The sequence below is a fragment of the Spirosoma luteolum genome, from assembly GCF_054778875.1.
Genome location: NZ_BAAGZE010000002.1, coordinates 45,115 through 69,225 on the forward strand (window position 1 = coordinate 45,115; position 24,111 = coordinate 69,225).

Consider the following 24,111-nt stretch of genomic DNA (forward strand, 5'->3'; position numbering starts at 1 on the left):
TTTTGCAAAAGCAAGAAATTAGCGTCGAAAAGGAAGGGCCTCAAAAGGCTCAATGGCAAGAAATCAGAGTTGATTTTTCTTGATTGTGTAGGTCTTCCGGTAGGCTCCTACGGTGGCCCCGTGAGCAGCCGCGACAGCGCCGACACCTGTTCCGATGACGGCTCCGGCTACACCCCCTGCAACTCCTTTGACACCCCGGCCAAAGGCACTACCACCTGATACCGCTCCAGCTCGAGCACCTCGGGCTACGCCCCCGGCCACGTGTGCAGCCATCGTAAAGGGAGAGCGGGCTACGCCAGCCGCCATGTTGCCACCCAGCCGGGCTACGCTGGTTACGCTGCTGCTTATCTGAGCTGCTGCTGCTCTAAGGGGTTTGGCTGCCGGAGCTGCCACCTTCCCCGCACCTGATTTAGCCAGGCTCGTAGCGCCCTGCACCATCGCCCCCACGCCACCTACCGTTACCAGCATGTTTGTCATCGACGGCACCTGGCAGTAGCCGATGAGGCACATGACCAGAATACCGATAAAGGCCAGGCCCATGTACTCTGGCGTGTGTGCTTCAGCCCCTCCTGCATTGCCCAGTACTACGGTCTTTGGGTCATAATAGCTCAGGTATTTGAGCGTAACCTTAAAGGCAATTGAGGAATAGATGGTCGCTACGGTAGGGAGCAGCGTGTAGTTGATGTACTTACCGAACCACTCCGCAATGTTGTTGCTCATGCCAGGAAAAACCGCTAGCGCAATGGCAATCGGCGCGCCCATTCGTAGCACAAGCCGGTAGGTGAATGAGATCAAGAACAGAATGCACTCAGCCAGTTGCATCAGCGCCAGCAGAATATCCTGCGTGTAGGAGAGCAGTTCATATTTAAACTTCTCCGAATACTCCGCAAAGCTCAGCTTTAGACTCGATCCGAAGGCATCAGGATTAAACGAAGGGTCCACTTGCCTAAACAGTTCGGGGTGCTCACCAATTTCCTGCCACTTGGCATCGACGGTTTGCTGGAGCAGCTTAGTTTGCTCAGCAATTTTCTCGTAGAGCGTACCATTTTTGCTTTCTACGGCCGTGCGGATGCTTTCGCCCAGTTTGTCGATGCCGTTGCAGATACGGGGCGAAAGGCCAATGAGCACCATGAGAATGAATGGGCGTAGATACGGAAAGAAGTCAATTGGCTCCGAACGCATGACCTGTGGCACAAGCCGCGAGAAGATGTAGACCAGTGCCCCGATGCCAGCCACAGCCCTGATCTTCGACTCAATTAGGGCCGTTATGTCCATCGTTGAGGCTGTCATGTCGGCGTACAGGCCCAGCAGTGTTTTGTAAGCGTCAAACAGCATATATGTAAGCAGATTGGTGCATTTGTAGATTGATAATGAGCTTTTAACCTCCGCTGCTGCTCATTTTTTCCTGGCACTCACGCTGAATGGCAGCCCGCTTGTCAGCGGCTATTTGCCGGCCGCGAATGCGCACCAGAATCCCAAACTCTTCGTCGGAAATGATGTGTCCATCAGTGGGATCAACGTACCCGTTGGGTTTACCCTTCTTTTCGGGGTCGTAATAGGGTGGGTAGATGAACTTCATTTCAGCGAAGGCCTGCTGTTCACCCTGCAAGTCGGCAATCTGAAGCCGGTCCTGGCATTCTTGCATAAGAGCCGTTTTCCGGTCAATTTCGGCTTGCTTTTGCCGTTGCTGCTGGGCAATGGTCTCTTCGTCAAGGGCCGATTTGCTGCGGTCAGTGTAATCGTCGTCGTAGCCTTTTTCGCCCAGCATGAACTGGACTTCCCGGTAGCTGCCCTGCTTATTTAACGTTGGCTCAGCCATTGCATACAGACGGCTGGTCATTAGCCAGTCTTTCTGTGAACGCACCCGGCGCAGCGACAGCCCACGTACCTTGTAATAGTAGTTGTTGACCAGCCCCTGATACTTCTTGGCACTCTCATAAGCCCGGAAAATCCACTCAATCCGGCCCTGATCATTCATCTCGAACAGGTTTTGCGACGAGCCCTGCCGCATATCTTTTAAGATGTCGTTGGCTTGAGTTCCCATTGCACTCAGGTCGTCGGCAATCAGAGAATACTCCGCCGGGTAAATGTGCCCGTCTTCGCTGATGACTGTGGAAATGCTTTGCAGCGTCCGGGTGGTTTGCTGCACCGTCTGAATTAGTTGCTGGCCCCGGTGGTAGCTTTGCACGGCCCCTTTCACCTTTTTCAGTTTTTCAATAGCATCCACCATCGTTTTGAAAGACGGTTTCTGTATCAGCGACATCAGGTTGGACACCGCTGTGTGGATGGGGTCGCTTACCACAAACTGAGCCTGAAGGGCAGCAGGGGCCAGGCATAGGCAAAGTAGTAGCCCCACCACCCGTATAAGTCGGTTGGTTTGCATTTGTTTGTTGTCTGGAATGTGTTATTGTAGCTGCGACTCTACGGCTTCGCTTAGTGAGTAACTCTATCCAATGGCCTGGGTGCGCGTCCGTTAGCGTGGAGCAGGGGCACGCCCTGTGCATTTACGGGTAGGTGTCCCCCGGCCCGCTCGCCCCGAGCCCAGCCCTTCACCGCCGACTCTAAATCATTGCCGTAAGCCACTTTGGCCAGCTCATTAATCTGTTCGACCTCCGACCGCTCGGTGGTAAACGTACCGTAGGCAGTGCGGCTGACTTCCAGTCCGTACACCTTGCAGTAGTCACCCAGCAGCAGCGCCAGATCGTTGTAGGGTGGGCGGTTAGGATCTTTGCCTTTGTTGATGCTCAGAATAATGTCCGCCTGCTTTTCCGACAACGACAGCGTTTGCATGATCTCAGGGAATCGCTTTTCGTAGTTCTGATGGTCGAGCAGAAACTTGATGGGCGAGTTGTTGATGATGGCATCCTTTACGATAGGATTGCCCACCAGATCGTCCACCTCCTGCGTCACAACCCCGAGCGATCCTAAGTGCTTCCGAACCGTTTTTGAACACCAGCGCAGGAAGTGCGCGAAGTTTTCCTTCGCCAGTGCCTTCCACGCTTCCTCAATAATGAGCATTTTCAAAACCCCTTTGACGCTGAGCAGCTTACGCACGTAGGTGTTCATAATCATGATGGTGGTAATGGGAAACAGCACCGGGTGGTCCTTGATGTTATCCAGTTCGTATACCACAAAGGGCAGCTCCATCAGGTCGATGTTCCGGCGCGAATTCAGCAGGTAGCCATACTGGTTATCGGCGTGGAACGGACGGAGTACGTACAGGAAATTGTTCAGGTTGAACTCCCGCTCTGACCCCATGTTCCGGGTAAAAATGGCCGGGTACGTATCCCGCGCAAATTCGTAAAAGCTATCAAAACAGGTGAAGGGGTCTTCCCCTGCCTCTTGCGCCCGGCGCATGGCTCCATAGTACTCATGCACGATGTTGGCAATGGTCACCTCTTCAGCTTTGGTCGCTGGTTCGCCGTCTTTTTTCCAGAGTGCCATCAGCAGGTTCGCTAATGCGTCTTTCGTTTCCTCGTCCGGGTCTAAATCACGACTGTAGAACGGGTTGAACTCAATTGGGTTATCGGGCTCATAAGTGACGTACCGCCCACCCATCAGGGTGCACAGCCGTTTGTAGGAGCCACCCACGTCGACTAAGCTAATGTGCATACCGTGGCTGAGGAGGTAGAATACCATGTTGTTCATGGTAAAGGACTTGCCCGACCCCGACGGGCCGATAACCATAAAGTTGCGATTGGCAATGATGCCCCGCTCCATTGGCCCAAAGAATGGATCCACCATGCATGGGCGGCCAAAACGGTCGGTTAGTAGCAGGCCATTTTTGCAGAAAAAGTCATCCCGATAGTTAGTCTCCGTGTTCCAGAGCGCAGTGGCTTCTTCCAGAAAGCAAGTGGCTAAGTTATCGGCACCAACCTCGGCAATGTTGCCAGGGATGCACGACCAGAACAATGTTTCAGCGTCGTGACTAGCCAGCTTTGGTTTAAAGCCCAGCTTCGAGATAGCCGCAGCTGCCTGAGAGCGGTAAGCGTCGGCTATGTCGGGGTCGCGGTGAAACACCATTACGTTATAATGTGCCCGCACTACCCTCCGGTTACGGTCTTTAACCTCATCCATAAATGCATCCTTTGAACGGATACTAACTTCGTTCTCCTTCGACCAGGCCGCAAATGAGGTATGTCGCTTTACTTCCTTCACCAATTGATTCGAAAGCGCGTGACCATCTTCTACCAGCAGCACCTGATTGTAGATGTGGTTGAAAGGCAGGAGCATCCCCAGCGCGGAGCCGGTCGAAATGGGGAAATGGCTACTATCGGTGGAGAACTGTTCCAACCGGGCAGAGTTGTATACCTCGTTAGGAAAGTCGTCCAACTCCGACAGCGTGTAGGTGTAGGTACGTTGCCCGGCAATGGTTAGTCCATCCGTTAGATCGATGTCGTGTAGTGTCGGATCATCCAGCGATAAGGAGAAATAGCGTTGGAATAAACCGGTTTGTTCATTGTTATCGAGTAGTTCGGTGGGCGTGAGCCGATGCAACTTCATTTTCCGTGAGTCTTGTACGATGGCTGCAAACTGATTCACCACATCGCCGAACGCTGCCCAGGTACGGCTCTCCTGCATGTCTTTAGGTACTAAGTGCCGTTTCAGCAGCGACGACTGCCCGCTGGTACGTTTGAGAGGAGGAGTCGCCGGCCGCGTAACGTAGAGGTAGCAGCGGTGTCGCAGGTAGGGGCGGTCGGCAAAATGCCGCTCGTTTTCCCAGACCATGTAATTGGATGAACGCAGAAATTCGCTGTCAAACGTAGGTGTATATACGTCTTCTATAAACAAGTCTTGTTTGTGCACCATGTAGCCCACCGGCAGCACCTTGGCCGCCCGAATAAGCACGTCGTGAAGCGCGTCGTATTCGGAATCAGAAACTGCAAAAATCTCCGGTGCCTGCAACTCAAACGCCATCGTGATGTCAGCGTTCTTGGATACGATGAACCCTGTTGGCCCGTCGATGCACAGGATGGGAAACAGGTCCGCGAGTGCTCTCTTTTTCTTCATCGTGACTTCCTGGTTGTGTACTGGCGCACAGGCACCAGCCGGTTAAACGATTGGTACTGGCACACAAACGAGGGCTTAAGCCGTTGCACCTGATGCTTTACGGCTCCCCACCGGCCATAACGACCTTGTTGGGTGAAACACCAGGCCAACGTACCCCCCGTTCCCAGAGCAAGTAGTAGAATAGCCAGCAAAATGGGTAGGCCTACGATGTAGCTAAACAGGGTCAGGAAAACCGAAGCAATCAGCCCCCCGGCTGCGTAGTAAAAGTGTTGCCCGCGGAGGCCCCTAAACTCAATTTCGTTATCGACCCCGCGATAAATAGAATAAGACTTCATAACATGGCTGAGATAATGGAACTCATCAGGAATAGAAAGGCCAATGAGCCAAACCATTTGAACATGAATTCGTGAAGGTCATCGTCGCCCCGCCGGAACTTCTGAAACACCCGAATCAGACCGATAATGGCCACAACAATACCCAGTACTAAGGCCGCCCGATTACCTTCTATGGCCATCGACTGTGTGTATTGCTGAGCGAGGTAATCGCTACCCCCGAACGAAGACGAGAAAGCTCCGCTCAAGATGAAACGATCTACTCCGTAAACTATGCCGCCACAGCAGGCGATACTGGTCAGCCATAGTACCAAAGGCCCCTCGACATCTTCGCCCCGGTTCCAGTTCTGATAGATGCGGAACCCCGAAATGACCGCGGCCAAGGCGCAGAGCCATAAGCCAATGGATTTTACCTGGCCGTAGGCCTGAAACTCATCGTAGAGCAGAATCACCGGTCGAATCGAGTATACTCCCGCAGCGAGTCAGACGCTGTACGGTAATAGTTGCGAATTGAATCAAGGCGCGCATCCTGACCCGGCAGGTATGGTGTAGCTACCACAGCACCGGGTGTTGGATCGACTATGTCTGAGTTGTCTTCACCGCCCCGATACAGCAATTTTTCGGTTCCGAAACGAGCTGCTGTAATGCTTGGCATACGATAGCTAACCCATCCTTGCAGGAACAGAGCAACAATGCCTACGCCAATGATGGCTGACCCTAGTCGCCACGTTTCTAAGGCGAAGTCGCCCGTACCGGCCTGTACCCGAGTATAGATGCGTAGCCCTCCAATCAGGGCCATTAGACCGCATACGGACCAGACAAATTTGAGGAATGTAGGCATCCGGCTCAGGATAGGGTTGGTAAACTGTGAGTCAATACCCACGTGGGTAGCTGTATTCCCGTTCAAGTTCACGTCCTGCGCCACGCCCGCGTAAGCGAGTAGGCAGCAACCCAGTAGTAGTAAGGTTTTGATTCTGTACATTTTCAGCGTCGGGTTATACCTGGAAGAATACGGCTTGCAGAATGGCAGCAAAAGCCAGTAGAAATAGTACTGAGCCTCCCCAGTTAACCGCCGACTTCTGTACATCCTGGTCACCCGCCTGCATCTTAGAGTAGATGCGGAAGGCTCCGAAAATGCCGACAATAGCCGCGATCACGTACATAACTGTCGTCATTGGTCTGAAGTATTCCTGTAAATCTCGAGTTGTTTGCGTAAGGACCTGTACTCCGGCCCCAATCCCCTTGGTCTGATCAACCGATTGAGCAAACGTTGTCGCTATTGTCAGGGCAGCAAGGAGGAACCCGCGCCCAAAGGCAGTAATCCGTTTCATGTAAGTATGAGTTGAAAAGTTCTGTCTCCGGCCAGATGACAGTACAAAGATTGTATAAATGTTTAAAAAATTAAATATAAATAGGTAAAAAATTATTTATTTTATTTTAAAATTTGCAGATATTCAGATAGATAGCCACTTTGGCAATTGATGAAAACTCCCTAGCAAACACTCCCCCGATTTCTTCGACTTCATGTAATCAGAGATCGCTTATATATTTGCTTATATCTTTATTCTTTTTAGTCAATATGATAACTTCGGTAAATCGTTTTCGGTGTTCAATCGCCTTTGTGGCCATCGTCGGTTCGTTACTGAGTTGTTTGCCCTCCAGTACTGACACTCCCTCATCTACTGACGCCCAGCAAGAGCAATCGGCTCATCCGGCTGTGCGGCTCAGTGGCAATTATGCTTGTGTGCGCCTTCAACTAGACAACGGTTACACAGAGGGCCGCGGGCAAATCAAAGGAAGTGGCTACGTCGTAACTTTGCAGGCTAAAGGCGATTCGGTGCAGTTTACGTTGCAGGGTGAAGGGACGGCGGGACAGTATGATCAGCTTGATTTAGGTACGTATGCCGTTGAAGCTAAGTCGGGAGGAACTACGGTAGCCACTTATTTCACCATTAAGAAAGATATCCTTACTGACTACAATGCCATGACAGTCATTGACCGAACGGTGAGTGGGGTGGGAGGTAAGCAGATTACTTATTCGTTTCCGGTTACGCTGTATCAATTCGTACCGGGTACGCCGAGGGCTGGGCAGTACACTCCTGTGAAAGCTTCTGATATTTTTTCGACGACACAGCGCGTTGCTGGTATTTTCACGGTTGAACGTTCCTTTTCGATAGCTTATTAACTATGCGGTTATCTTCTTCTTCGCACTTCTGCTGCTCATAGACAACAGTATAATGCTTGTTGTGAGTTAAATAGCTAGATATTTAACTATTTGTCTGTTTTTAGGATAGCTGAATAGCTGACTATTTCATATTTCTTAGCATTTTTGCACTTGTAACGGAACCGGCAAGCTCTTTATGAAAATAATCACGGTAGCTCATCAGAAAGGTGGAGTAGGCAAGACTACACTGGCCCTTAACCTGGCTTTTTATCTGAAAGATATCAAGCGCGTTGGTATCGTTGATACCGACTTACAGGGTAGCGTGCAAGGGTTAGACATGCTCCTGGATGGTATTACACTGATCAGCTATGAAGCCCTACAGGAAGGAAACTATCCCGAGTTGGATGTTCTACTTATTGATACTCCGCCTTACTTGACTAGCAGGCTCTCTGAACTCTTTTCGGTATCCGACTTCGTGTTGGTGCCAACCAAAGTAAGCTACCTCGACGCGATGGCCCTGAAAGCGACGATGGCGCTGCTGCAGGAAACGCAGCAAGAACGCCCTGACCTCCGGGCGGGTATTGTGCTTAATATGGTCAAGCCCCGCACCTCGATGAACCGGGAAATCAAAGACATTTTGGACGCCTACCCCATTCCAACAATGAAAACACGCATTCATGAGCGGGTAAGTTACATTCGGTCAGTTATCGCCGGGGGGATTGTACAGTTGGAAGACGGGAAAGCCCACGAAGAGATGGCTGATTTAGCTGAAGAAATCATTGAACAACTTTAACCCCGCGACCCAATGGCAGAATCATTGAAAGAACGGCAGGCGCGATTAGCCGAAAAGCTAAAAAACGAGCCGCCCAAGGCCCCGATTCAGGAAGTAAATCCAGTTCCCCAGCCCGAACCAAAGCCAGCTGCAAAAGCGAACGCGGTAGTTGCTGACGACCTGGTTCAACTCAATACCAAAGTGCCTAAAGCCCTCCACAAAGCCATCCGCCGAATTTCGGTTGAGGATGATATTGAGATTCGGGATATTGTCCGGGAGGCTCTGGAAGATTACGTGAAGGGGCGGGTTTAGGCAAGAGCCAAATACCAGTAATAAAATGCTTCGGGCTGCGACTTTTTCAACTTGTTGAGCCGGTTTACCGCAGGGTTAGTTAGTTGCCAGTCCATAATGTCGGCTGGTTGTTTATATCGATGTAAGGTGGTAGCCCCTTCGGAAAGCAGTCGGCTCAGGTAAGCCGCTTTCGCTCCGGCCAGGATGGCCCCTTCAATGGTAAATGTACCAATAGCAAAACTGGCCAGCCGACGAATTCCTTCCTGTAGCTGGATAAACCGAGGGTCTTTTTCGTCCCGCCACGTAATCAACATGGCTGTATCTGTTACGTCAGTCAGTACATCGGCCGGGGTGATACTCAAATGGCGGTAAACAATCTCTTCCTTAGCCGTATGGGTGAAAGATTGCTCAACTACCCGCAGATCAGTAACCACGTCGAACAACAAACCCACATCGAATAGCTGTTTGATGATTTCGGCAGGACGCTGTTTGGTGTAAAGTATCCCTGTTGTATTTGGGGCAAAAGCCGTCAGTTTATCGCCCAACAGACTATCGGTGTCGGGAAGTTGTACGACCGTAAGCGGTTCGTCTGTGCGTATCCAGGGGTGCTGTACTGCTTTCTGAACGATGTGAGGATAATTGATCTTGGCGAAAAGAATATCCAGCAGAATAGGCTCCAAGGGATGTTTTGGATCGACCGCGCTGGTATAGTAAAACTTGAAATGTCCTACCGTCACCCCTGCATGAGAAGCTCGTAGTGAATCATCTTCCCACTGCGCAAAAGCACCGTTAGCCACAATTGCGTCAAAATAGTCAATGAGATTCGCTGGTTGCTTAGGCATGATGATGTCCACGTCAATTGAAAACCGACGTGGTTTATCAAAGTGAAGCACGAGCGACGTCCCACCTTTGAAAACAAACGATAAGCCTTGTAGCTGAAGTTGCTCCAGCAACTTCAGTGCCCAGACCACTTTCTCTAACAGTTTCAGATCGACGTTTTTAGGAAAACGTTTGGCAACGGCGACCAGCCAGTCGCGGGTAAAGGTTTCTTCAAGAATCATGTTAGTGCTCCGTGGGTACTAATTGACGCAGCAGTTGCTCCAGCATGTCTAACCGGTTTCGTCGCCTAGCGTAGCGTCGAAGCTTGTCGCGGTTGATGGTGAATTTGGCAAAAGCTATTCGGAAGATGTAGGGTACTTCTTCTTGATAAGCAAAGAACAGGTCGCTATCGGCCATTAAGTCTACCAGAATTTTCTCCAGTGAAGCCGTTACGTACCTGTCTTGTTGCTGCACCGGGGCTTCGGTGATAATTGGTTTGATGATGACGGGGTTTGGCGAAGGCAGCCCACGCCGAGTGAGCAGTAGCCAATCGTCATACCGGTAAATGGCCGGGCTTTTTCGGTCAACCCGCACGGGCTGTTCCTGCAAAAGCTGATAGACTGACGAAATGGCTTCCTTGTCCACTTCAATGAGTTGCAGAAAGCTCATCGGTTGCTGAATCATAAAATCGGCTAGTATCCGCGTATCCCAAACGCAGCAAGTCGTAAAAGGTAATTCCGTTTTAACGCGGTCGCTGATCTTGCGAAGAGTAGGCGATAGGTCAGGCTGGTAAGCTGGGTGGTCATTCAGTTGATACCGACCGTATCCGATTCGAGTCAGAATTCCTTCCTGCGTCAACTCATGTAGCCGCCAGGCGAGCGTTGATGGCTTGGCATTGCCAGAGTGTTCCCTAAGAAAGTCAATCAATACAACTTTGGGAATGGCTTCCTGCTTGCCAAACTGCTTACGTAGAGCTGTATGGATGAGTTCGTGCGCCAATAGCTTTGTTCCAAATTCCGGCAAAGGTAAATAGTTTTTGCCAGAATTTGGAAGCTTGTAGAATCGAAAATTAAGCTACTTCGTCACCAAAAAATCGTTCCAATGTGTGGTGTAATATTGAGAACTAACGTAGCTTCATCTACCATGAGTAGCGAAAGTCCTGCGTAGCACACCGTACTAATGACCCCTATAGTATTTGATCAATGGGGGGTAATTATCGTTATCAGGGGTCATATGCCGTTGTAAAACAGAGAGTTGTAGGTCTTCATTTGGCTCGCAGTACTCTTTATCAATTAAAATAAACTGTGTTTGAATTAGGTCTGTTGCAGCCAAGTCGTACACCAGATTATGAAACTGGCGAAATACTTCTGCGTTCTCTCGCTCACTAATGTTTTTCATTGGTGAGTCAATGATGAGAAAAGTGGGTAACGAGGCCTTCGTTTCAATCGCTAATCGGTGTATTGCTAGGGCATAGCAACATTTAAAGAGTACTTTTTTGCCACCGCTGCTTAAATTGCTGAAAGACGTGACCGCTACGTCTTCACCGCCCTCAGGAGCCACCAAGGGAAGAAAGGTTGAAATAGGGATTTTGACTTTATCTTCAGTCCGAATACCCGGTACGCCCGCTTTAATGAGGTATTCTAAGAAGTACCTCTCCAACTTGCGAATATTTTGTATATCCTTTTCGGCTGCAATACGCGCTTCCTTTAGCTGCTCACGAATGTTTTTTTCTCTAATTTCCAATTGGTCTGCACGAGCTTGCTGCTCATCTACCCGTTTGAAAAGTTGAAGTGTGCGGTTGAACTCCTTAATGCCTTGTTCTATTTCAAAACTACGACGTTCGTATTCCAAGACAGAAGCTAGATAAGCAGAATCGTAACGATTCATTTCATCGATAATCTTCCTGTCTATGAGCCGTTTAGCGGCTATCTGCTCATCGTGATACGTATATAACCGACGTACCTGGCTTTCGTAGTTTTCAATAATCTCTGAGAGTTCACTAATTCTCGAATCCGCGTCCTTCTGGATCAGCAAAGCATCCGTTTTAGTCACCTCTATCGAAGGCTCCTCCTGATTGCATACAGGGCAGATGTTCACTGGCCGCGCCGGTAAGGTTTGGGTGCATCGAGGGCAAGACTCGAACTGAACGTTACTTAATACATAACGGGCTGATACGCCCCGCAGAAATTTGACTTTTAGCGATTTGATCTCATTCAGATGGGCCGTGTTATCATCAATCAGTTTGTTGACAGCTTGGATTGCGTCATTTGTTTGTTCCAGCTCTATGGACAATCGTCTACCATCCTCTTTCAGGCTATCAACGATATGTGACACATTTTGTCGTTGAATGTCAGCGCGTAATGTACTAATCTGCTTTCTTACATCGCTTAAATTCTTGGTTAGCGAAGCCACTTTCTCCTTTATTTCTCCCTGAGAGGCAACGTCGTTGTTGGTCAATGTCTCTTTTAGAAGTTTGGCAGCCGAACGAAAGGTGTTCTTTGATTCACGTACTTGTAGTAATTCAGCTTCCAATTGGGCGACGGTCTCCTGATGATAGCCAAGGATCGACCGCATTACATCCCTACTTTTCACCCGTTTTTGAGTGTGAGCTTCAGCTTCTAAGTGAAAGAAGGCACTGTCAATAGTATCCTGGTCGAGGTAACAATACCATAGGTAGTCCCTTAAACTGAGTCGTATTAGGTCACTGTCTTCGGCCAGTTTATTCTTGCGAACGCGGGGGGGCACAATACCAGCAATGTAGAAAATCAGGTCAGAAAGATTTTCAACTCCAGTTTCAGCTAATACTTCGCCATTTGCAGCGCGAGTCGGTAAGACGATGGTGCTTTCACTTCTAGGCTCGCCCCACGACACTTCTACCTGATCGGATCCACGCTGACGATAGATAAATACAGGCTTATCATTAATATGGAGTGTTAAGCCAGCACTAACAAACTCCTGCTGAAAGGCTGGTGTGAGGTCCAATTTCGCCCCTAAACAATAATCAACTAAACGGGCAATACTGGATTTACCAGCCCCCATTTGGCCGTAGAAGTAAGATACCCGGCTAAACTCAATGACCTCTGTTGAGAGTTTAAAACGTAAGGTAAGTGCGTCTAAGAAAAACTTCATAGTTGTATTTCATCGCCCCATTTAATCGTCTTTATTTCTGGAAAAACCGAATAAATAAACTCTTTAATGGCGGTGGCGGATAGTCTATTGAAATGCTTGTAGATCAGTTGGCTACGCTGGGCAATTAGTTGAAATTCTTCCTCCTGACTAAACAGGTCGGCAACTGCTTTACCCTTATCAGTAATCATGACATGGATGGTATTTTTCTCAACGTATGTTTCAACTAATCCTTTCGCAGCCAGAAGACCAATCCACCGGCGATACCGCCCGTCCCACGGGCCATATCGAAATCGAATCATCTTTGCTTCTACACTATGCGTTTCAAAATCTCCTAATTGGGCTAGTTCTTCGCTTTTATCGACGAACTCCAAGGCTCGCTTCAGGCAGGTAGGATAGCGTAACAGAAAATCGAACTTGGCCAGCTTCATGATGCCCTGTACACTATGGCGTTTTCTGGGCGTATCGAATGCTCTAAGCAGAAGCAGAATCCGGCTTAGGTGAAAGTCGTCCATATTTTCAGTGGTGGCCGCTGCTTTTAGTAAACGTAAACTCATAGCCATCACAGATTAATGTCAAACTTCTCACTCCACCACACTTTACAATCGCTGGTTAATAAGCCAGCAAAGCCAACCAACGTATCATATGGCTCGCCCAGGACATCAGCAGGATGTTGCTCAGCTATTTTACGTAGGCGCTTACGAACAGTCATCAACATCATCTCACCGGTCGGCCTGTCATCGTATTTGGCTTCTAAGAATGCTTCGTCACACTCGCTTTGGACCACACTTTCTAATTGGTCAATGAGATCGGCGAGCTTTTCCGGTGGTGATTCAAGTAAGCGTTTTTCAGTGGCCAGCGCTTTGCGCTGCATGGTAGCAATGTGGTCGGCAAGGCCACCTTTGGAAAGCTTTTTGGCCAACTTAGTGAGGTCGCGGTTACCGTCGGCGATAACTAATGACCCAGATCCCTGCACATACCTAAAGTGACTGGCATTGTGTTTTTTAATGATTGAGTTGGCCTCCTCTACGAAGATGCGCTTACCCAACAGCCTTGGGTCAATCTCGGTACGACTGAAATAAGTGTACAGGTGTACATCGGGATCGCCCATATTTAACGAAGAAGCTCGAAAGACTCTGCCAATCAGGTCATCTACAATTGCGGACAGGGTATTGGGCGTACAATGCTCACATCCTTTCACTTTGGGTACGTGGGTATGAGCAATGTCTATCTCGAAACTTTGACGGTTGGGGCCAACGCATAGATCCACTTTTTTAAGCGTGGCAAACAAACTATCTGCGTCGCATCCACAATAATTTTTTAAGGCATCAAATGCTTGGACAAACACAGTATCAATGCCATCTGCTTTAGCCGCAACGCGTATAGTTTCTAACAAACGACCTGGACAAGCGGCAATCCTATCTTCCTGTTCAGTATCTAAAAACTCCGTGTTGGAGATGATGGACATCGTCGCTATGTCGTCTCCAAATCGCTCGTGTAAAGCAACAAATCGCTTGATTGACTTCTTGACCGAATCGGTATTGAGTCGTAAGTGGCCGTTTTCTGGCGTACTTGTTTTGATTTGGAAACAGTCGAAAAGGCCGTCGCCCCGCTCACAGACCAAATCTTCGTAGTGCTCACACCACATTGACACATAGTCTTTTTCGCGTCGGAGGGCTGCCAGCAAAAGGATAGCCCCGTAGCCGAATTGATAACGAAAATTTCGGATGGTCTCATCTCCGGGATCGGAGTGGTCGAGCTGTCGTACAAGTCCGCTCATCAAAGAGTTTAGGATTTAGGTAAAAGGGTAGCCACTGATGCTGATTACAGATTACGAACCCGAAATGGGCTGGTGAGCGTCTAACTTCATTAAAAAGCTATCCAGGCTAAGGCCAATTCTTATAAGCCCCTGATTTAAAGCTTTCGTATGCTTTTCGCAATCGTTGAAGAGCAGCGTACTTCGGCGATGTATCGACGATAAGTCTCCTTGCCTGAACCAATTCAGCAATTCGGGGTGACAATCGCTCACTTCGCTCGCCATCTGCTCGCGTAACTGCTTTAGCCACTGTTCTTCGATAGCCTTCGTGCCGTTCTCTAAGCTCCGCTCGTACTCGTCCGTCAGCTTCTTCAACTGCCTGCGCTTGTTGTTTAAAAGCTGTTCCGACAGCCTTTTTTTGCTGGCGATACGTTCGGACCATTCTGTCCTCAACTTGTCGGAATTCGCTTGGCAGAGCTTCTGTTCGCTGTTGAAGGTCTGCTGTTGCTCGTTTTGCCTCTCCAATTCGCTGTTCGATTCTTGCTGTTTCTGTTGCAAGTTGTTCTTGGCGTTCTGGTATCGAGCCGTCTCCTGCTCCAAGTTCGATGAGATTCTTTGAAATTCGTTCAAGTTCGTCCTGGCAGTCCGGTCGATATTCCGCTTCTGCGCGGACCAGTTCGTGTCTCTTTTTATGATATCTGCTTTCCAGGCTCTTACGTCTTGCTTTAACTGCTCGCTCCGCCGACGACACTCTTCTTGCCGCTTTTGCAAGCGGGAGTAAGCGGCCAAGAACCGTTTTTTCAAGTCGTTTCTGGTGCGATGCCTGAAGGCAGAGCAATTGTTGTTCAGCTCGTGCTGCGATGTCCGTAGCTCGTGATACTTCCGTGTTAAGGTGCTGCTCAACTGCTCGGTATTGTTCGCTTTCCAGACAGCGTTCAATTGCGCGTATAAGATTTCCAATCTCCGTCGCTCGGCAGTTGACAGACTCCTCAAGAAGTCGTCTTTGGAGTTGATCAACCGGTAATACCTCTTTTGTATTTCTATTGGAAACTGGTACGTATCGAGTGGTTCTTTCTTCATGGTTGTAAAGCCATTTGGTGCGGTCAGTATGGTAAAAAATCTGTTCGATGGCCGTAGCCGACTCTTTCGGGATGGTAACGCAAGCTGTGTCGATGCACAGCCGCTCTAGTTTCAGGAGCTTATCCTCGTCAGGTTTGTGCGTGGCGACAATTTCGATGAACAGGATAGGCTGGCCACGCTGATCGAAGAACGTCACATCGGGCTGGATGATGTGACGCTTCTTCCCGGACGGCTCGATTCTTTCCCAATCCGGTTTGCTCATCCACCGAATTTGCCCGGCTTCGTCTTCATAAAATTGAAATTCGATGCCGACGGTATGGGCATGAATTACCTGGGCTTCCCTCACGCGAGTTACGCCGTCTGTGCCTTTGGGCGGGTATTTGTCAACGGCTGGCACTTTAATTTGCTTGATGCGCTGGAGTGCATCTTTGGCGATTTTATGCCGATAGGTTTCGTTTGAGAACGTACATTGGCGTTCAATCTTAATATCGGTAACGTGATGCCTGAAATACCAGCTTCTATCGTGTTCACTATGACAGGCTACCACTTCCTGCTCACAGTCGATGCAGTAGTACCCTTTTCGGCCCCGCTCGACCTCAGATATGTGAAACTCCTCGCCCCGAATGTTTTTGGCGTATTGCGTTTCTTCCCGTTTCTTCTTTTCGCCAATCATACCCCCACCCGTTTCTTCTTCCTTCCACCTGTTTCCATGCCTGCGCCAATGAGCGGAGTCGTGTACTGCTTGTACAGTTCGAATAGGTACTCAATACGTTTGGTTTCGCTGGGGAAGGTCTGGGGGCGATAGCACAGGTCAACGGCTCGGTCAAGGTCGCGCCCACGGGATTTATGTTCAACAACTAGCGTACCCGGCCAGAATAAGTCGATGAAACCGGCTCCCCGACCAGTGCGTGGTACGGCTTTCTCAAATTGGGCTACCCGACGGCGTATTATACCAAATACATTGAAGAAATCATCCCAAAACGATTTGGCTTCCGCATCTTCCGACGACTCGTCTTTCCATTCATTCGCGAAGCGCAGTGCACGGTCTTTAATCTCAGTCCAGCTAAGGGCCATTAGTACTAAATGAGGGTAGATAGTGAACAAAAAGCCAAATTAGTAAAACTTAGCCCAAAGCTGGGTATACCCGATCTGCCAAGATTTTAATACGGCCAGCCGGTCTCATGTTCTCATGGTAAAACCCCAAAAGATTCCCTCACAACCGACGAGGGAAATATCGTATTTCGGCCAATTATCACGGCCACGGTAAACTTGCCAAAAGCAGAATGACGTACGTTATCTCCACCCGATTTACAAGCCCAATTTCATAGCTGCATTGTGTTTGGTGACCTGTTGCACCCGTGTGTAGCGGTCTATCATGGTTCGGGTGCGGTGCTTGGTTTGCTGCATGATCTGCGAATCGTCGGCCCCGTTTAGCTTAGCGATGGTCACAAACGACGCCCGGAGAGAGTGCGCCGAATAGTCGTCACCGAGGTACTGTTTGGTAGTGCGGGCAACCTGTTTGTCAGACAGGCGGTCCTGAGTGATTTGGTCGCCTTTTCGAATACGCACGAATAGAGGTCCAGCCGAGCGGTTCAGCAAGTCCATATAATCTTGCAGGGTACGTACCGGGCAGGTGTCGGGATCAGGGCTGAAGAACAAGGCTTTCTCTTCTCTCTTACCGTACTGATTGGTCTTGCTACCCTGATAACTCAGAATTGCCCCTTCGCGCGTGAACTGTACCCCCTCCACATCGAGGGCGACTAGCTCCGAGCGCCGGAAGGCCCCGGCAAAACAAACCAGCAATAACGCCCGGTCCCGCAGACCCGTTGGTGTGGTAGGTATGGCTCGAACGCTTTGCTTAAATTCTTCAATGTCAAAAGCGGGAGCCTGTTCCGGTTCGGTGCCAATGGTTCGCTTGATGCCCTCCAGGACAATCTTAACCGCTTCGTCGGCCCCTGGGTCTGGGTGTTTTCGGGCCCGGTGCCACTTGCGAATAGCCGCCAGTCGGCGAGAAAGAGTAGCCCACTTATGCACGGTACCCTCAGCTGATACGTAAGCCGCCAGCGTCGTCGGACTGATGGGCAACGTACCCAAGTCATGCAGGTGTAGCCACTGCTGTAATTGCTCGATGTCGGAACGGTATGCAGTCTGGGTATTAGCCGCCCCCTCGATTCCTTTCTGAAAAAAGGCAGCTGTTTGCCCGGCCAGTTCTTCATGCGAATGCCGGATGCGGACGGTGTTGAGCTTCTTGGCGACTACAGCGGTGGTATCTTTCTTCATAGTAGTAAAAGCAAGTTAGGGAATTCGGTCTGGATTGGCGCGAGCGGTCTCTACGGACGCTTCGCACTCCGTCCGGCTCAACTCTTCTAATGCTTCAATGAAGAGAATAGGCTTGCCGGCCTGTTCTTTGTATTCGGTTTCAAAGCGCAGCCAGATGTTCCAGTCAGGTACTTGTAAATGGGAGACCGTGCCTACAGACATAATTCCCGGTGGTCGCTGGTAATAGATTGGCGCATACCGGATCAGCATTTCGTGTAGGGTCTGTTTGATTCCCAATTATACATCCGTTGACATACGCTCATAGGTGGCCCAAGCCGGGTCTGTCCACAAGACGCTATCATCGGAATAGATCATAAACTGGAACGCTTATTCAGCTTTAGACTTTTCAATCATACATTTTTAGCGCAATATATATGAAAAATTGTTACGTCCGATAAACTTTTATTATTGGACATAACATACCAAATGGTATCTTGCCCCATAAATCGCTCACCTTCTATTAAAAAGTCAACCGTCCTACGTGTCAGTGCCCATCGAGCTACTTCAGCTGTGGTCCCCTCAGCTGAGCAACTCACCCAGCAAACGGCTACGTACTTTCGCAAAGGCATTGAAGGTGCGAAGAATACCCCCATCGCCTACACGGCCGACATCCAGCAGCTTCGCACCTGGCTGAGTGGGCAGAGCATCATTGAACTACCCGTTAGTCCGGCCACGCTGGCTACCTACCTGTCCGACCAGGCAAAGGCCCATAAGTGGAGTACCATCAACCGGCGCCTGGCTGCCATCCACAAGTGGCACCGGCTCAACAACCAACCCGACCCGTCCATCGACCAAACCGTGCGAGTGGTCCTGGAAGGTATCAAACACAGCATTGGTACCGAAGCCACGCAGGCACCCGCCTTTGACGTTCACGAATACAAAGACCAAGTGCGGCCCATTCCGCCCACGCCAACGGGCCTGCGCGACCGGACTTTACTTCTAGTTGGGTTCGCCGGGGCCTTCCGGCGCTCCGAACTCGTCGCGCTAGACATTGAAGGCGTACAGTTCACCCGCCAGGGAGCGATCCTCAGTTACTGGGGCAGCAAAACCAATCAGTACGGAAAGACCGAACAGAAAGCCCTTTTTTTTAGTCCCGATCCGGATACCTGTCCTGTACGAGCCCTCCAGGACTACGTTAGTCTGCTGGAACGCACCAGCGGGCCCTTATTTGTGCGCATCCGCAAAGGGGAGCAAGTTACTACCGACCGCTTATCAGATAAGCAGGTAGCCCGGACGGTCAAGCTATACCTAGGCGAGGACTATTCAGCTCATTCGCTGCGGGCTTCGTTTGTCACCATTGCCAAGATCAATGGTGCGGATGACTCCCAGATCATGCAACAGACCAAGCACCGCACCCGCGCCATGATCGACCGCTATACAAGGGTGCAGCAGATCGTAAACCATAATGCCGCCATGAAGTTAGGGCTTTAAGTTAAGGGAGCTGGTTCTACGACGTGGTCATATCCGCCTGTTCAGTAACCCGCTACTTGACTAAACCAAGTTGGTATGCGAACAGAACCAACCTGACTAATCGACAGGCGCCTGAATAGAATCGCCCTGTTAGAAGAAGAAGGCCAATGCTTTCCTACACAGTAACTGAAGTACTCTGTTCATTTGTTGATATCAGTTCCGAACCGACGCAGGTTGTAGCTGAAAATGACCAGCACATACCGCTTCAATACTTGGCTTTGAACGTCTTCGACGTACGTATCGATCGTGTTGCGGACCAAAATTCGGTCCTGATTCGGAAGATCGAAAACCTGTAGCTGCCACTCATCCTGCTGTGTCAGACAGGACCGGCTTATAGATCCATTCCACAGCGCATAAGGCTGATTGTAATCCATCGAACGGCCCGTAGCAATGGTGTAAAATCAGTAACGACCCTGAACCCGAGTAGGACTGGGGAATTGGCATGAGCGGTAAACTGGGCGGTCAGCGACTGATTTGAAGACCGCTGGACCAGCGAGTAGGCAGCGGTCTGATAAGTGACAGTGCCTGCTAACCCCAGCTCAGACGAGTTGGTCAGAGTAGTTTAAGCCCGGCGCGCTGGCCAGCCAGCAGCGTCAGTGACCGGTTTGTCTGCCCATTGATAAAACTGAGGCCGCGCGTTAAATTCAGGTTCGTGGTCAGATTCAGCGCAGAGGTAAACGGTCCCTGCCATAGGGAGTGGCTCAGAGTATAATGCTCCCCAAATATGTACTAATGGTTGTCTTATCCGAGTCACCTTGTAGGAGTGCGCATGTTGAATAAAGAAAAATGATTGTGCAACACCGCCCTCCTGACCGTTAAATAAATACAAAACAGCAATAGCGGATACTCTGACGTTTATCATATGTGATTTTTTACATTTGAGCTCTACTACTAGGAAGTAATATTTTGACATATGAGTCTTTGGAAGAAAATGGCGAGCTTAAAAGCTACGCGTCTTCTTACTGGAGGTAATAGAAGTGAGTTGGGTCGCTCTTCAAGTGGTAATAATGTACTGATAGGTAGAGGAAAAATTTACATACGAGAATTAATAGAGACGGCTTAGTAGAGATTACAAATGCGGTGTTACATACCATGGTCTGTTCGTATACTTGGGCAACGTTAACCGAATACCTTGCTTTTCTAAAGAGGCTTTAAATCAAATTCTCAAAGTGATTTTACAGTTTTCTGTGTTCGCAAACTCAAAATACAACCGCTTTTAACAATGGCCTTCACTGCCGCTCGCGAGAATCCGGTTGCCGCTTTGCAGACGTTGCTGCGGCTATTAAAGGTTCGGGTAACGCACAATACCATAGCAGATACACTAGAAAGACACCCTGATTACCCTAGCCTGCTGGCCCTCAGCCATACACTTAACACGCTAAAGGTAGAAAACATAGCCGCCCGGCTTACGGCCGACCAGCTGATCGAGGTACCCACACCCTTTATGGTTCACCGTCTTGAAGAGGACGGGATGTTCAATGTAGTGCGCTCTCTCCAAAACGGCATTGTGGAGTGGCAAGACATTACCGGAAGATGGCGGCAGGAACCGCTAGGAAAGTTCGTAAAACAATGGTCGGGCGTGGTGCTGATGGCTGAAGCCAACGAACTAGCTGGTGAGGCTGATTTTGCTCGTAAGCACCGGCGCGAACGGTGGCAAGCCCTTCGAATGCCTGTATTACTAATAGGCATTCTTTTAGTAGCAGGTTTAGGCTTTGGGGTCTTGCCCCTTCAGCCTCTTTCACTTGCCCTATTTGGGCTGCATTTGGTGGGTGTGGTGGTGTGCGGACTGCTGCTAGCGTTCTCGCTAGACGAGAATAACCCCATGGTGCGGCAACTGTGCCAGTTAGGGCGGCAAGCCAATTGCCACTCGGTACTGACCTCGCCAGGAGCCACGCTGGGCGGGCTGGTAAGCCTGTCAGAAATTGGGTTTGTCTATTTTACTGGAGGCTGGCTGGCGTTGGTGCTGGCCGGACTGACGGGCAACCAAATATTATTGGCAGGTGTGCAGGCGGTATTGTTTGGTCTAACACTAACAGCCCTACCACTGACGTTCGTCTCACTCTGGTATCAAGGCCGTGTATTAAAACAGTGGTGCATGTTGTGCCTAACGGTGCTGGGAATACTCTGGATTGAAGCGGTAATATGCTGGCTTTTAGAGATTTCACTATGGGACATCAGTGACCAAGCAGCGAAAACAATGCTGGCGGGATCGTTACTTCCGACACTACTCTGGGTCTTTATCAAACGCCCGCTAACCGATGTCCTGTCCTTGAAATCCGCTCAGAAAGATCTGCTGCGGTTGAAAAGTAATCCGGCTCTGTTTAAAGCTCTATTACATCAACAACCCGAACAACGCGGCCACATACCCATCGAAGCCGTTGTGCAATTAGGCCGGGCTACAGCCCCACACACATTAACCGTAGCCACTAATCCTTTTTGCGGCCCTTGTGCTCGGTTGCACAAGGAATTAAATGAGCTACTTGCCGACACCGATCTGCTAAATGTAAATCTAGTGTTCACCATCTCCGATTCGCCCAACGACCCCCGCCGTGTGGTGGCTAAAACCCTGCTGGCTTTGCCGCCCGATCAACGTCTGCCGGCCTTAGATGCTTGGTTTGATAACACCCAGCAAGACCCAGCGCAGTGGGCAAAAGGTTTTGCATCAGTAAATGCTCCCAAGAATGTATTCGACTTAATGGCTTATCACCAAGATTGGTGCACAGGCAACCAGATTGAAGCTACGCCGACGGTCTTTCTGAATGGGTGGAAGATGCCATCGCAGTATAGTTTAAAAGAATCAGTGCCGTTATTGTCTAGTCTAAACTAGTTAATAACCAATGAATAGTGGATTTGGCCAAATCATAATAAATATGTTCACTTATAAATATTTTTACAATGAAAAGTTTGGCAAGTTTTAAGGTGTACTCATTAAGTCAGGCGGAGGCCAGACAAGTAATGGGCGGTAAGTTAGATGGAGAAGCGAAGGCGAGGTGCCTCGATGGGACCACAGTTTCGTGCTCAGGTTCAGGCAACTGTACAGCTACAGATGCTGTTCCAGGAGTATCTGATGGGTCATGTAAATGCGGTACTGATTCACATACGTGCACAATTGTCTAACTAAAAAACAATAACAAATGCAGGATAATGAAAATAGTTATCGTGCCTTTAAACTTACTAACACATATGGAAAAGTTCAAACGCTTCCAGCTGACAGCGGAACAGCAACGGAATGTTATTGGCGGCAAGCTTGCTGAGGTGACGGCAGATTGCGGTGGAGGCAAATCAATCACATGTAATGGCACGTCGTGTAAAAGCCAGGATGGACCGACCGGGTCATGTATGTGTGACAGTGGAGGAGACATGAAGTTTTGTAGCCAGACTCATTGATCCGTGAGTAAGTCTGTAAAGTCCAGCCAGAAGTCTTAGGCCTCTATCGAGCCCAATGGCATTACGAAGGCACAGTTGCTTTACGGACTAATTCACGGGCCAATAAACAGGGTTATTTACTCGCCCAATGCACTAACGAATACATTTGTCTCAACTAATTTGCCTTGTAAAATGCCTAAACACATTTTGCAAGGCATTTATAAATCTTATGAAAACTATAATTTTAACCCTGATAGGCATTATCATTTCTACATGCCCATTGTTGGCACTGCAAGAAGACAGTATAACAGTTAATATCTCTCCTAGTATAAATTCGAAAAATATCTTTGTAAGATATACTTTCCCTTTTTCAAGTTCAAAAAGGGAACTTATGCCTGACCAACGTTTTGGCTGTACTGAATTCAAAATTGGTTACTTTATAATTGATAAATTTCAGTACTGGTTCAATAACTATAAATCTGGCGAACGCGCTAAAAAACAGTTTTTATCAGATATAGAGCAGTATAGCATAGATACAACTTTACTTTCATCCAATAAAATCAAATCCTTTGTAAGTGTTTTCTCCGGTTTAAAAGGCAGTAAGAAAATTGTTGTGGTAGATGCTAATAACGATGATGATTTTACTAATGATACACTATATGAATTCGATACGCTGACTACAGAAAAGTATTATCGAGGAGACACTCTTGACTTAGCCCCACTTGTTAAAGTTCGTTATGAATTTTTCAACAAAGGAAAAATTGTCAATAAATATACTTTTTTAAGAGTTAAGCCTTACGATTTTGCTTACTCTCACCCAAATAATTCTGACAGAAAACTCACTGTTTACTCTGTACCATTTGTACACCGAGAGGGAGAGTTTTGGGTCGGGGAAAATAATTTTAAAGTTTCATTAATTTACTCACCTAAAGGCCATACTGACGATTACAGAATGCCTTATTTAAAGATTCAGAAAGCTGATAAAGAGTATGAATACAAAGAATCACCAGTGCAAATTGGAGAAATAGTAGTTGTTGAAGATCACGTTTTTGAAGTAATATCTTGCAATCGAGAGGGCTCAAAATTAAAACTTTTATACAAAGGTTATCAGAAAAGTCGAGAAGGGGGTTTGGTCAATAACAACATCCCAAATCTTCAAGGCAGGTCTTTTGACAATACTTCAATAAACGTTCAAAATACTTTAAACGAAAAAAAATATGTTTTGCTTGATTTCTGGGGATCATGGTGTGTGCCTTGCATTCGTTCGATGCCCGCTCTAAAATCGCTTTATACGCAGGTTGATTCGACAAAAATACAGTTCATCGGAGTTGATTATGAATATAATACTATAGGGCAAGCTAAGGCACAGAAACAATTAACTAAATTTAATATTATCTGGCCTCAAGTCGCTGAACTATCAACATTTAAAACACCATCAAGCTTTCCTGTTAGTTTGAGCATTAAAAACTATCCGACATTCATATTAATTTCTCCTGACGGTAAGGTAGTGTTTCGTGAAATCGGTGAAGATGCATTGCCAAAAATTATAGAAATATTAAAAAAGATAGGTGTATTAAAAAAAGTCTAAGTTTTGAAGTTCTCCCCT

22 protein-coding genes are annotated in these 24,111 nt (G+C 48.6%); 6 read left to right on the forward strand and 16 right to left on the reverse strand.

Going from position 1 to position 24,111, the window contains the following annotated elements:
• Positions 1-63 precede the first annotated feature (63 nt).
• The 7 genes from ACYVAC_RS02645 to ACYVAC_RS02675 all read right to left on the reverse strand — a co-directional run bounded on the left by ACYVAC_RS02645 (position 64) and on the right by ACYVAC_RS02675 (position 6,673).
• Positions 64-1,335, reverse strand: coding sequence for a conjugal transfer protein (locus ACYVAC_RS02645; protein WP_461096011.1), 1,272 nt, complete (start codon positions 1,333-1,335; stop codon positions 64-66).
• Positions 1,336-1,378: 43 nt separating this feature from the next.
• Entirely contained in the window at positions 1,379-2,275 is an 897-nt protein-coding gene (locus ACYVAC_RS02650; RefSeq protein ID WP_461096012.1) for a hypothetical protein, read from the reverse strand.
• A 158-nt stretch (positions 2,276-2,433) separates the two neighbouring features.
• Complete coding sequence (locus ACYVAC_RS02655; protein WP_461096013.1) at positions 2,434-5,010, reverse strand: TraG family conjugative transposon ATPase; 2,577 nt, start codon at positions 5,008-5,010, stop codon at positions 2,434-2,436.
• Entirely contained in the window at positions 5,007-5,402 is a 396-nt protein-coding gene (locus tag ACYVAC_RS02660; protein WP_461096014.1) for a DUF4133 domain-containing protein, read from the reverse strand. The genes ACYVAC_RS02655 and ACYVAC_RS02660 overlap by 4 nt, the downstream gene beginning before the upstream one ends.
• A complete protein-coding gene (locus ACYVAC_RS02665; protein WP_461096015.1) occupies positions 5,342-5,794 on the reverse strand; it encodes a DUF4134 family protein in 453 nt (150 codons plus the stop codon). Before ACYVAC_RS02665 ends, ACYVAC_RS02660 begins: the two co-directional genes overlap by 61 nt.
• Complete coding sequence (locus ACYVAC_RS02670) at positions 5,791-6,429, reverse strand: DUF4134 family protein (RefSeq protein ID WP_461096016.1); 639 nt, start codon at positions 6,427-6,429, stop codon at positions 5,791-5,793. The genes ACYVAC_RS02665 and ACYVAC_RS02670 overlap by 4 nt, the downstream gene beginning before the upstream one ends.
• Positions 6,338-6,673: a DUF4134 domain-containing protein gene (locus tag ACYVAC_RS02675; protein WP_461096017.1), complete on the reverse strand. Its 336-nt coding sequence runs from the start codon at positions 6,671-6,673 to the stop codon at positions 6,338-6,340. The genes ACYVAC_RS02670 and ACYVAC_RS02675 overlap by 92 nt, the downstream gene beginning before the upstream one ends.
• A gap of 218 nt (positions 6,674-6,891) precedes the next feature.
• Between ACYVAC_RS02675 and ACYVAC_RS02680 the strand changes: the two genes are divergently transcribed.
• The 3 genes from ACYVAC_RS02680 to ACYVAC_RS02690 all read left to right on the forward strand — a co-directional run bounded on the left by ACYVAC_RS02680 (position 6,892) and on the right by ACYVAC_RS02690 (position 8,590).
• The gene (locus ACYVAC_RS02680; RefSeq protein WP_461096018.1) at positions 6,892-7,527 is read left to right on the forward strand and encodes a hypothetical protein; all 636 of its coding nucleotides are present in this window, start codon (positions 6,892-6,894) and stop codon (positions 7,525-7,527) included.
• Between the two features lie 175 nt (positions 7,528-7,702).
• On the forward strand, positions 7,703-8,299 hold the full coding sequence (locus ACYVAC_RS02685) for a nucleotide-binding protein (protein ID WP_461096019.1): 597 nt from the start codon (positions 7,703-7,705) through the stop codon (positions 8,297-8,299).
• Between the two features lie 12 nt (positions 8,300-8,311).
• Positions 8,312-8,590, forward strand: a complete 279-nt coding sequence (locus ACYVAC_RS02690; RefSeq protein ID WP_461096020.1) for a hypothetical protein — start codon at positions 8,312-8,314, stop codon at positions 8,588-8,590.
• Here the strand turns inward: ACYVAC_RS02690 and ACYVAC_RS02695 are convergent.
• The 9 genes from ACYVAC_RS02695 to ACYVAC_RS02735 form a co-directional block, all read right to left on the reverse strand.
• Positions 8,587-9,630 carry a nucleotidyl transferase AbiEii/AbiGii toxin family protein gene (locus ACYVAC_RS02695; RefSeq protein WP_461096021.1) on the reverse strand — a complete coding sequence of 348 codons (1,044 nt, stop codon included), beginning with the start codon at positions 9,628-9,630 and terminating at the stop codon, positions 8,587-8,589. The genes ACYVAC_RS02690 and ACYVAC_RS02695 overlap by 4 nt on opposite strands.
• 1 nt (position 9,631) lies before the next feature.
• The gene (locus ACYVAC_RS02700; protein WP_461096022.1) at positions 9,632-10,411 is read right to left on the reverse strand and encodes a DUF6577 family protein; all 780 of its coding nucleotides are present in this window, start codon (positions 10,409-10,411) and stop codon (positions 9,632-9,634) included.
• Between the two features lie 153 nt (positions 10,412-10,564).
• On the reverse strand, positions 10,565-12,517 hold the full coding sequence (locus tag ACYVAC_RS02705) for a hypothetical protein (protein ID WP_461096023.1): 1,953 nt from the start codon (positions 12,515-12,517) through the stop codon (positions 10,565-10,567).
• Entirely contained in the window at positions 12,514-13,071 is a 558-nt protein-coding gene (locus tag ACYVAC_RS02710; protein ID WP_461096024.1) for a hypothetical protein, read from the reverse strand. Before ACYVAC_RS02710 ends, ACYVAC_RS02705 begins: the two co-directional genes overlap by 4 nt.
• Positions 13,072-13,076: 5 nt before the next feature.
• Positions 13,077-14,294 (reverse strand): dsDNA nuclease domain-containing protein, encoded by a 1,218-nt coding sequence (locus ACYVAC_RS02715; RefSeq protein WP_461096025.1) that lies wholly within the window; start codon positions 14,292-14,294, stop codon positions 13,077-13,079.
• Positions 14,295-14,400: 106 nt separating this feature from the next.
• Positions 14,401-16,023 carry a hypothetical protein gene (locus ACYVAC_RS02720; protein ID WP_461096026.1) on the reverse strand — a complete coding sequence of 541 codons (1,623 nt, stop codon included), beginning with the start codon at positions 16,021-16,023 and terminating at the stop codon, positions 14,401-14,403.
• Entirely contained in the window at positions 16,020-16,424 is a 405-nt protein-coding gene (locus ACYVAC_RS02725; RefSeq protein WP_461096027.1) for a type IIL restriction-modification enzyme MmeI, read from the reverse strand. The genes ACYVAC_RS02720 and ACYVAC_RS02725 overlap by 4 nt, the downstream gene beginning before the upstream one ends.
• A gap of 234 nt (positions 16,425-16,658) precedes the next feature.
• Entirely contained in the window at positions 16,659-17,630 is a 972-nt protein-coding gene (locus ACYVAC_RS02730) for a site-specific integrase (RefSeq protein WP_461096028.1), read from the reverse strand.
• A 15-nt stretch (positions 17,631-17,645) separates the two neighbouring features.
• Positions 17,646-17,879, reverse strand: a complete 234-nt coding sequence (locus ACYVAC_RS02735; RefSeq protein ID WP_461096029.1) for a hypothetical protein — start codon at positions 17,877-17,879, stop codon at positions 17,646-17,648.
• 300 nt (positions 17,880-18,179) lie between these two features.
• Here ACYVAC_RS02735 and ACYVAC_RS02740 point away from each other — a divergent pair, with 300 nt between their 5' ends.
• The 3 genes from ACYVAC_RS02740 (at position 18,180) to ACYVAC_RS02750 (ending at position 24,093) form a co-directional block, all read left to right on the forward strand.
• Positions 18,180-19,100 carry a site-specific integrase gene (locus ACYVAC_RS02740; protein ID WP_461096030.1) on the forward strand — a complete coding sequence of 307 codons (921 nt, stop codon included), beginning with the start codon at positions 18,180-18,182 and terminating at the stop codon, positions 19,098-19,100.
• Between the two features lie 1,261 nt (positions 19,101-20,361).
• Positions 20,362-21,966 (forward strand): vitamin K epoxide reductase family protein, encoded by a 1,605-nt coding sequence (locus tag ACYVAC_RS02745; protein WP_461096031.1) that lies wholly within the window; start codon positions 20,362-20,364, stop codon positions 21,964-21,966.
• Positions 21,967-22,734: 768 nt separating this feature from the next.
• Complete coding sequence (locus ACYVAC_RS02750) at positions 22,735-24,093, forward strand: TlpA family protein disulfide reductase (RefSeq protein WP_461096032.1); 1,359 nt, start codon at positions 22,735-22,737, stop codon at positions 24,091-24,093.
• Positions 24,094-24,111: the final 18 nt, after the last annotated feature.

Coding starts and splice junctions, on each gene's coding strand:
- ACYVAC_RS02645 (WP_461096011.1), bottom strand. CDS start 1,335: ATGCTGTTTGACGCTTACAAAACACTGCTGGGCCTGTACGCCGACATG.
- ACYVAC_RS02655 (WP_461096013.1), bottom strand. CDS start 5,010: ATGAAGAAAAAGAGAGCACTCGCGGACCTGTTTCCCATCCTGTGCATC.
- ACYVAC_RS02660 (WP_461096014.1), bottom strand. CDS start 5,402: ATGGTTTGGCTCATTGGCCTTTCTATTCCTGATGAGTTCCATTATCTC.
- ACYVAC_RS02670 (WP_461096016.1), bottom strand. CDS start 6,429: ATGTACAGAAGTCGGCGGTTAACTGGGGAGGCTCAGTACTATTTCTAC.
- ACYVAC_RS02675 (WP_461096017.1), bottom strand. CDS start 6,673: ATGAAACGGATTACTGCCTTTGGGCGCGGGTTCCTCCTTGCTGCCCTG.
- ACYVAC_RS02685 (WP_461096019.1), top strand. CDS start 7,703: ATGAAAATAATCACGGTAGCTCATCAGAAAGGTGGAGTAGGCAAGACT.
- ACYVAC_RS02690 (WP_461096020.1), top strand. CDS start 8,312: ATGGCAGAATCATTGAAAGAACGGCAGGCGCGATTAGCCGAAAAGCTA.
- ACYVAC_RS02695 (WP_461096021.1), bottom strand. CDS start 9,630: ATGATTCTTGAAGAAACCTTTACCCGCGACTGGCTGGTCGCCGTTGCC.
- ACYVAC_RS02705 (WP_461096023.1), bottom strand. CDS start 12,517: ATGAAGTTTTTCTTAGACGCACTTACCTTACGTTTTAAACTCTCAACA.
- ACYVAC_RS02710 (WP_461096024.1), bottom strand. CDS start 13,071: ATGAGTTTACGTTTACTAAAAGCAGCGGCCACCACTGAAAATATGGAC.
- ACYVAC_RS02715 (WP_461096025.1), bottom strand. CDS start 14,294: ATGAGCGGACTTGTACGACAGCTCGACCACTCCGATCCCGGAGATGAG.
- ACYVAC_RS02720 (WP_461096026.1), bottom strand. CDS start 16,023: ATGATTGGCGAAAAGAAGAAACGGGAAGAAACGCAATACGCCAAAAAC.
- ACYVAC_RS02725 (WP_461096027.1), bottom strand. CDS start 16,424: ATGGCCCTTAGCTGGACTGAGATTAAAGACCGTGCACTGCGCTTCGCG.
- ACYVAC_RS02730 (WP_461096028.1), bottom strand. CDS start 17,630: ATGAAGAAAGATACCACCGCTGTAGTCGCCAAGAAGCTCAACACCGTC.
- ACYVAC_RS02735 (WP_461096029.1), bottom strand. CDS start 17,879: ATGCTGATCCGGTATGCGCCAATCTATTACCAGCGACCACCGGGAATT.
- ACYVAC_RS02745 (WP_461096031.1), top strand. CDS start 20,362: ATGGCCTTCACTGCCGCTCGCGAGAATCCGGTTGCCGCTTTGCAGACG.
- ACYVAC_RS02750 (WP_461096032.1), top strand. CDS start 22,735: ATGAAAACTATAATTTTAACCCTGATAGGCATTATCATTTCTACATGC.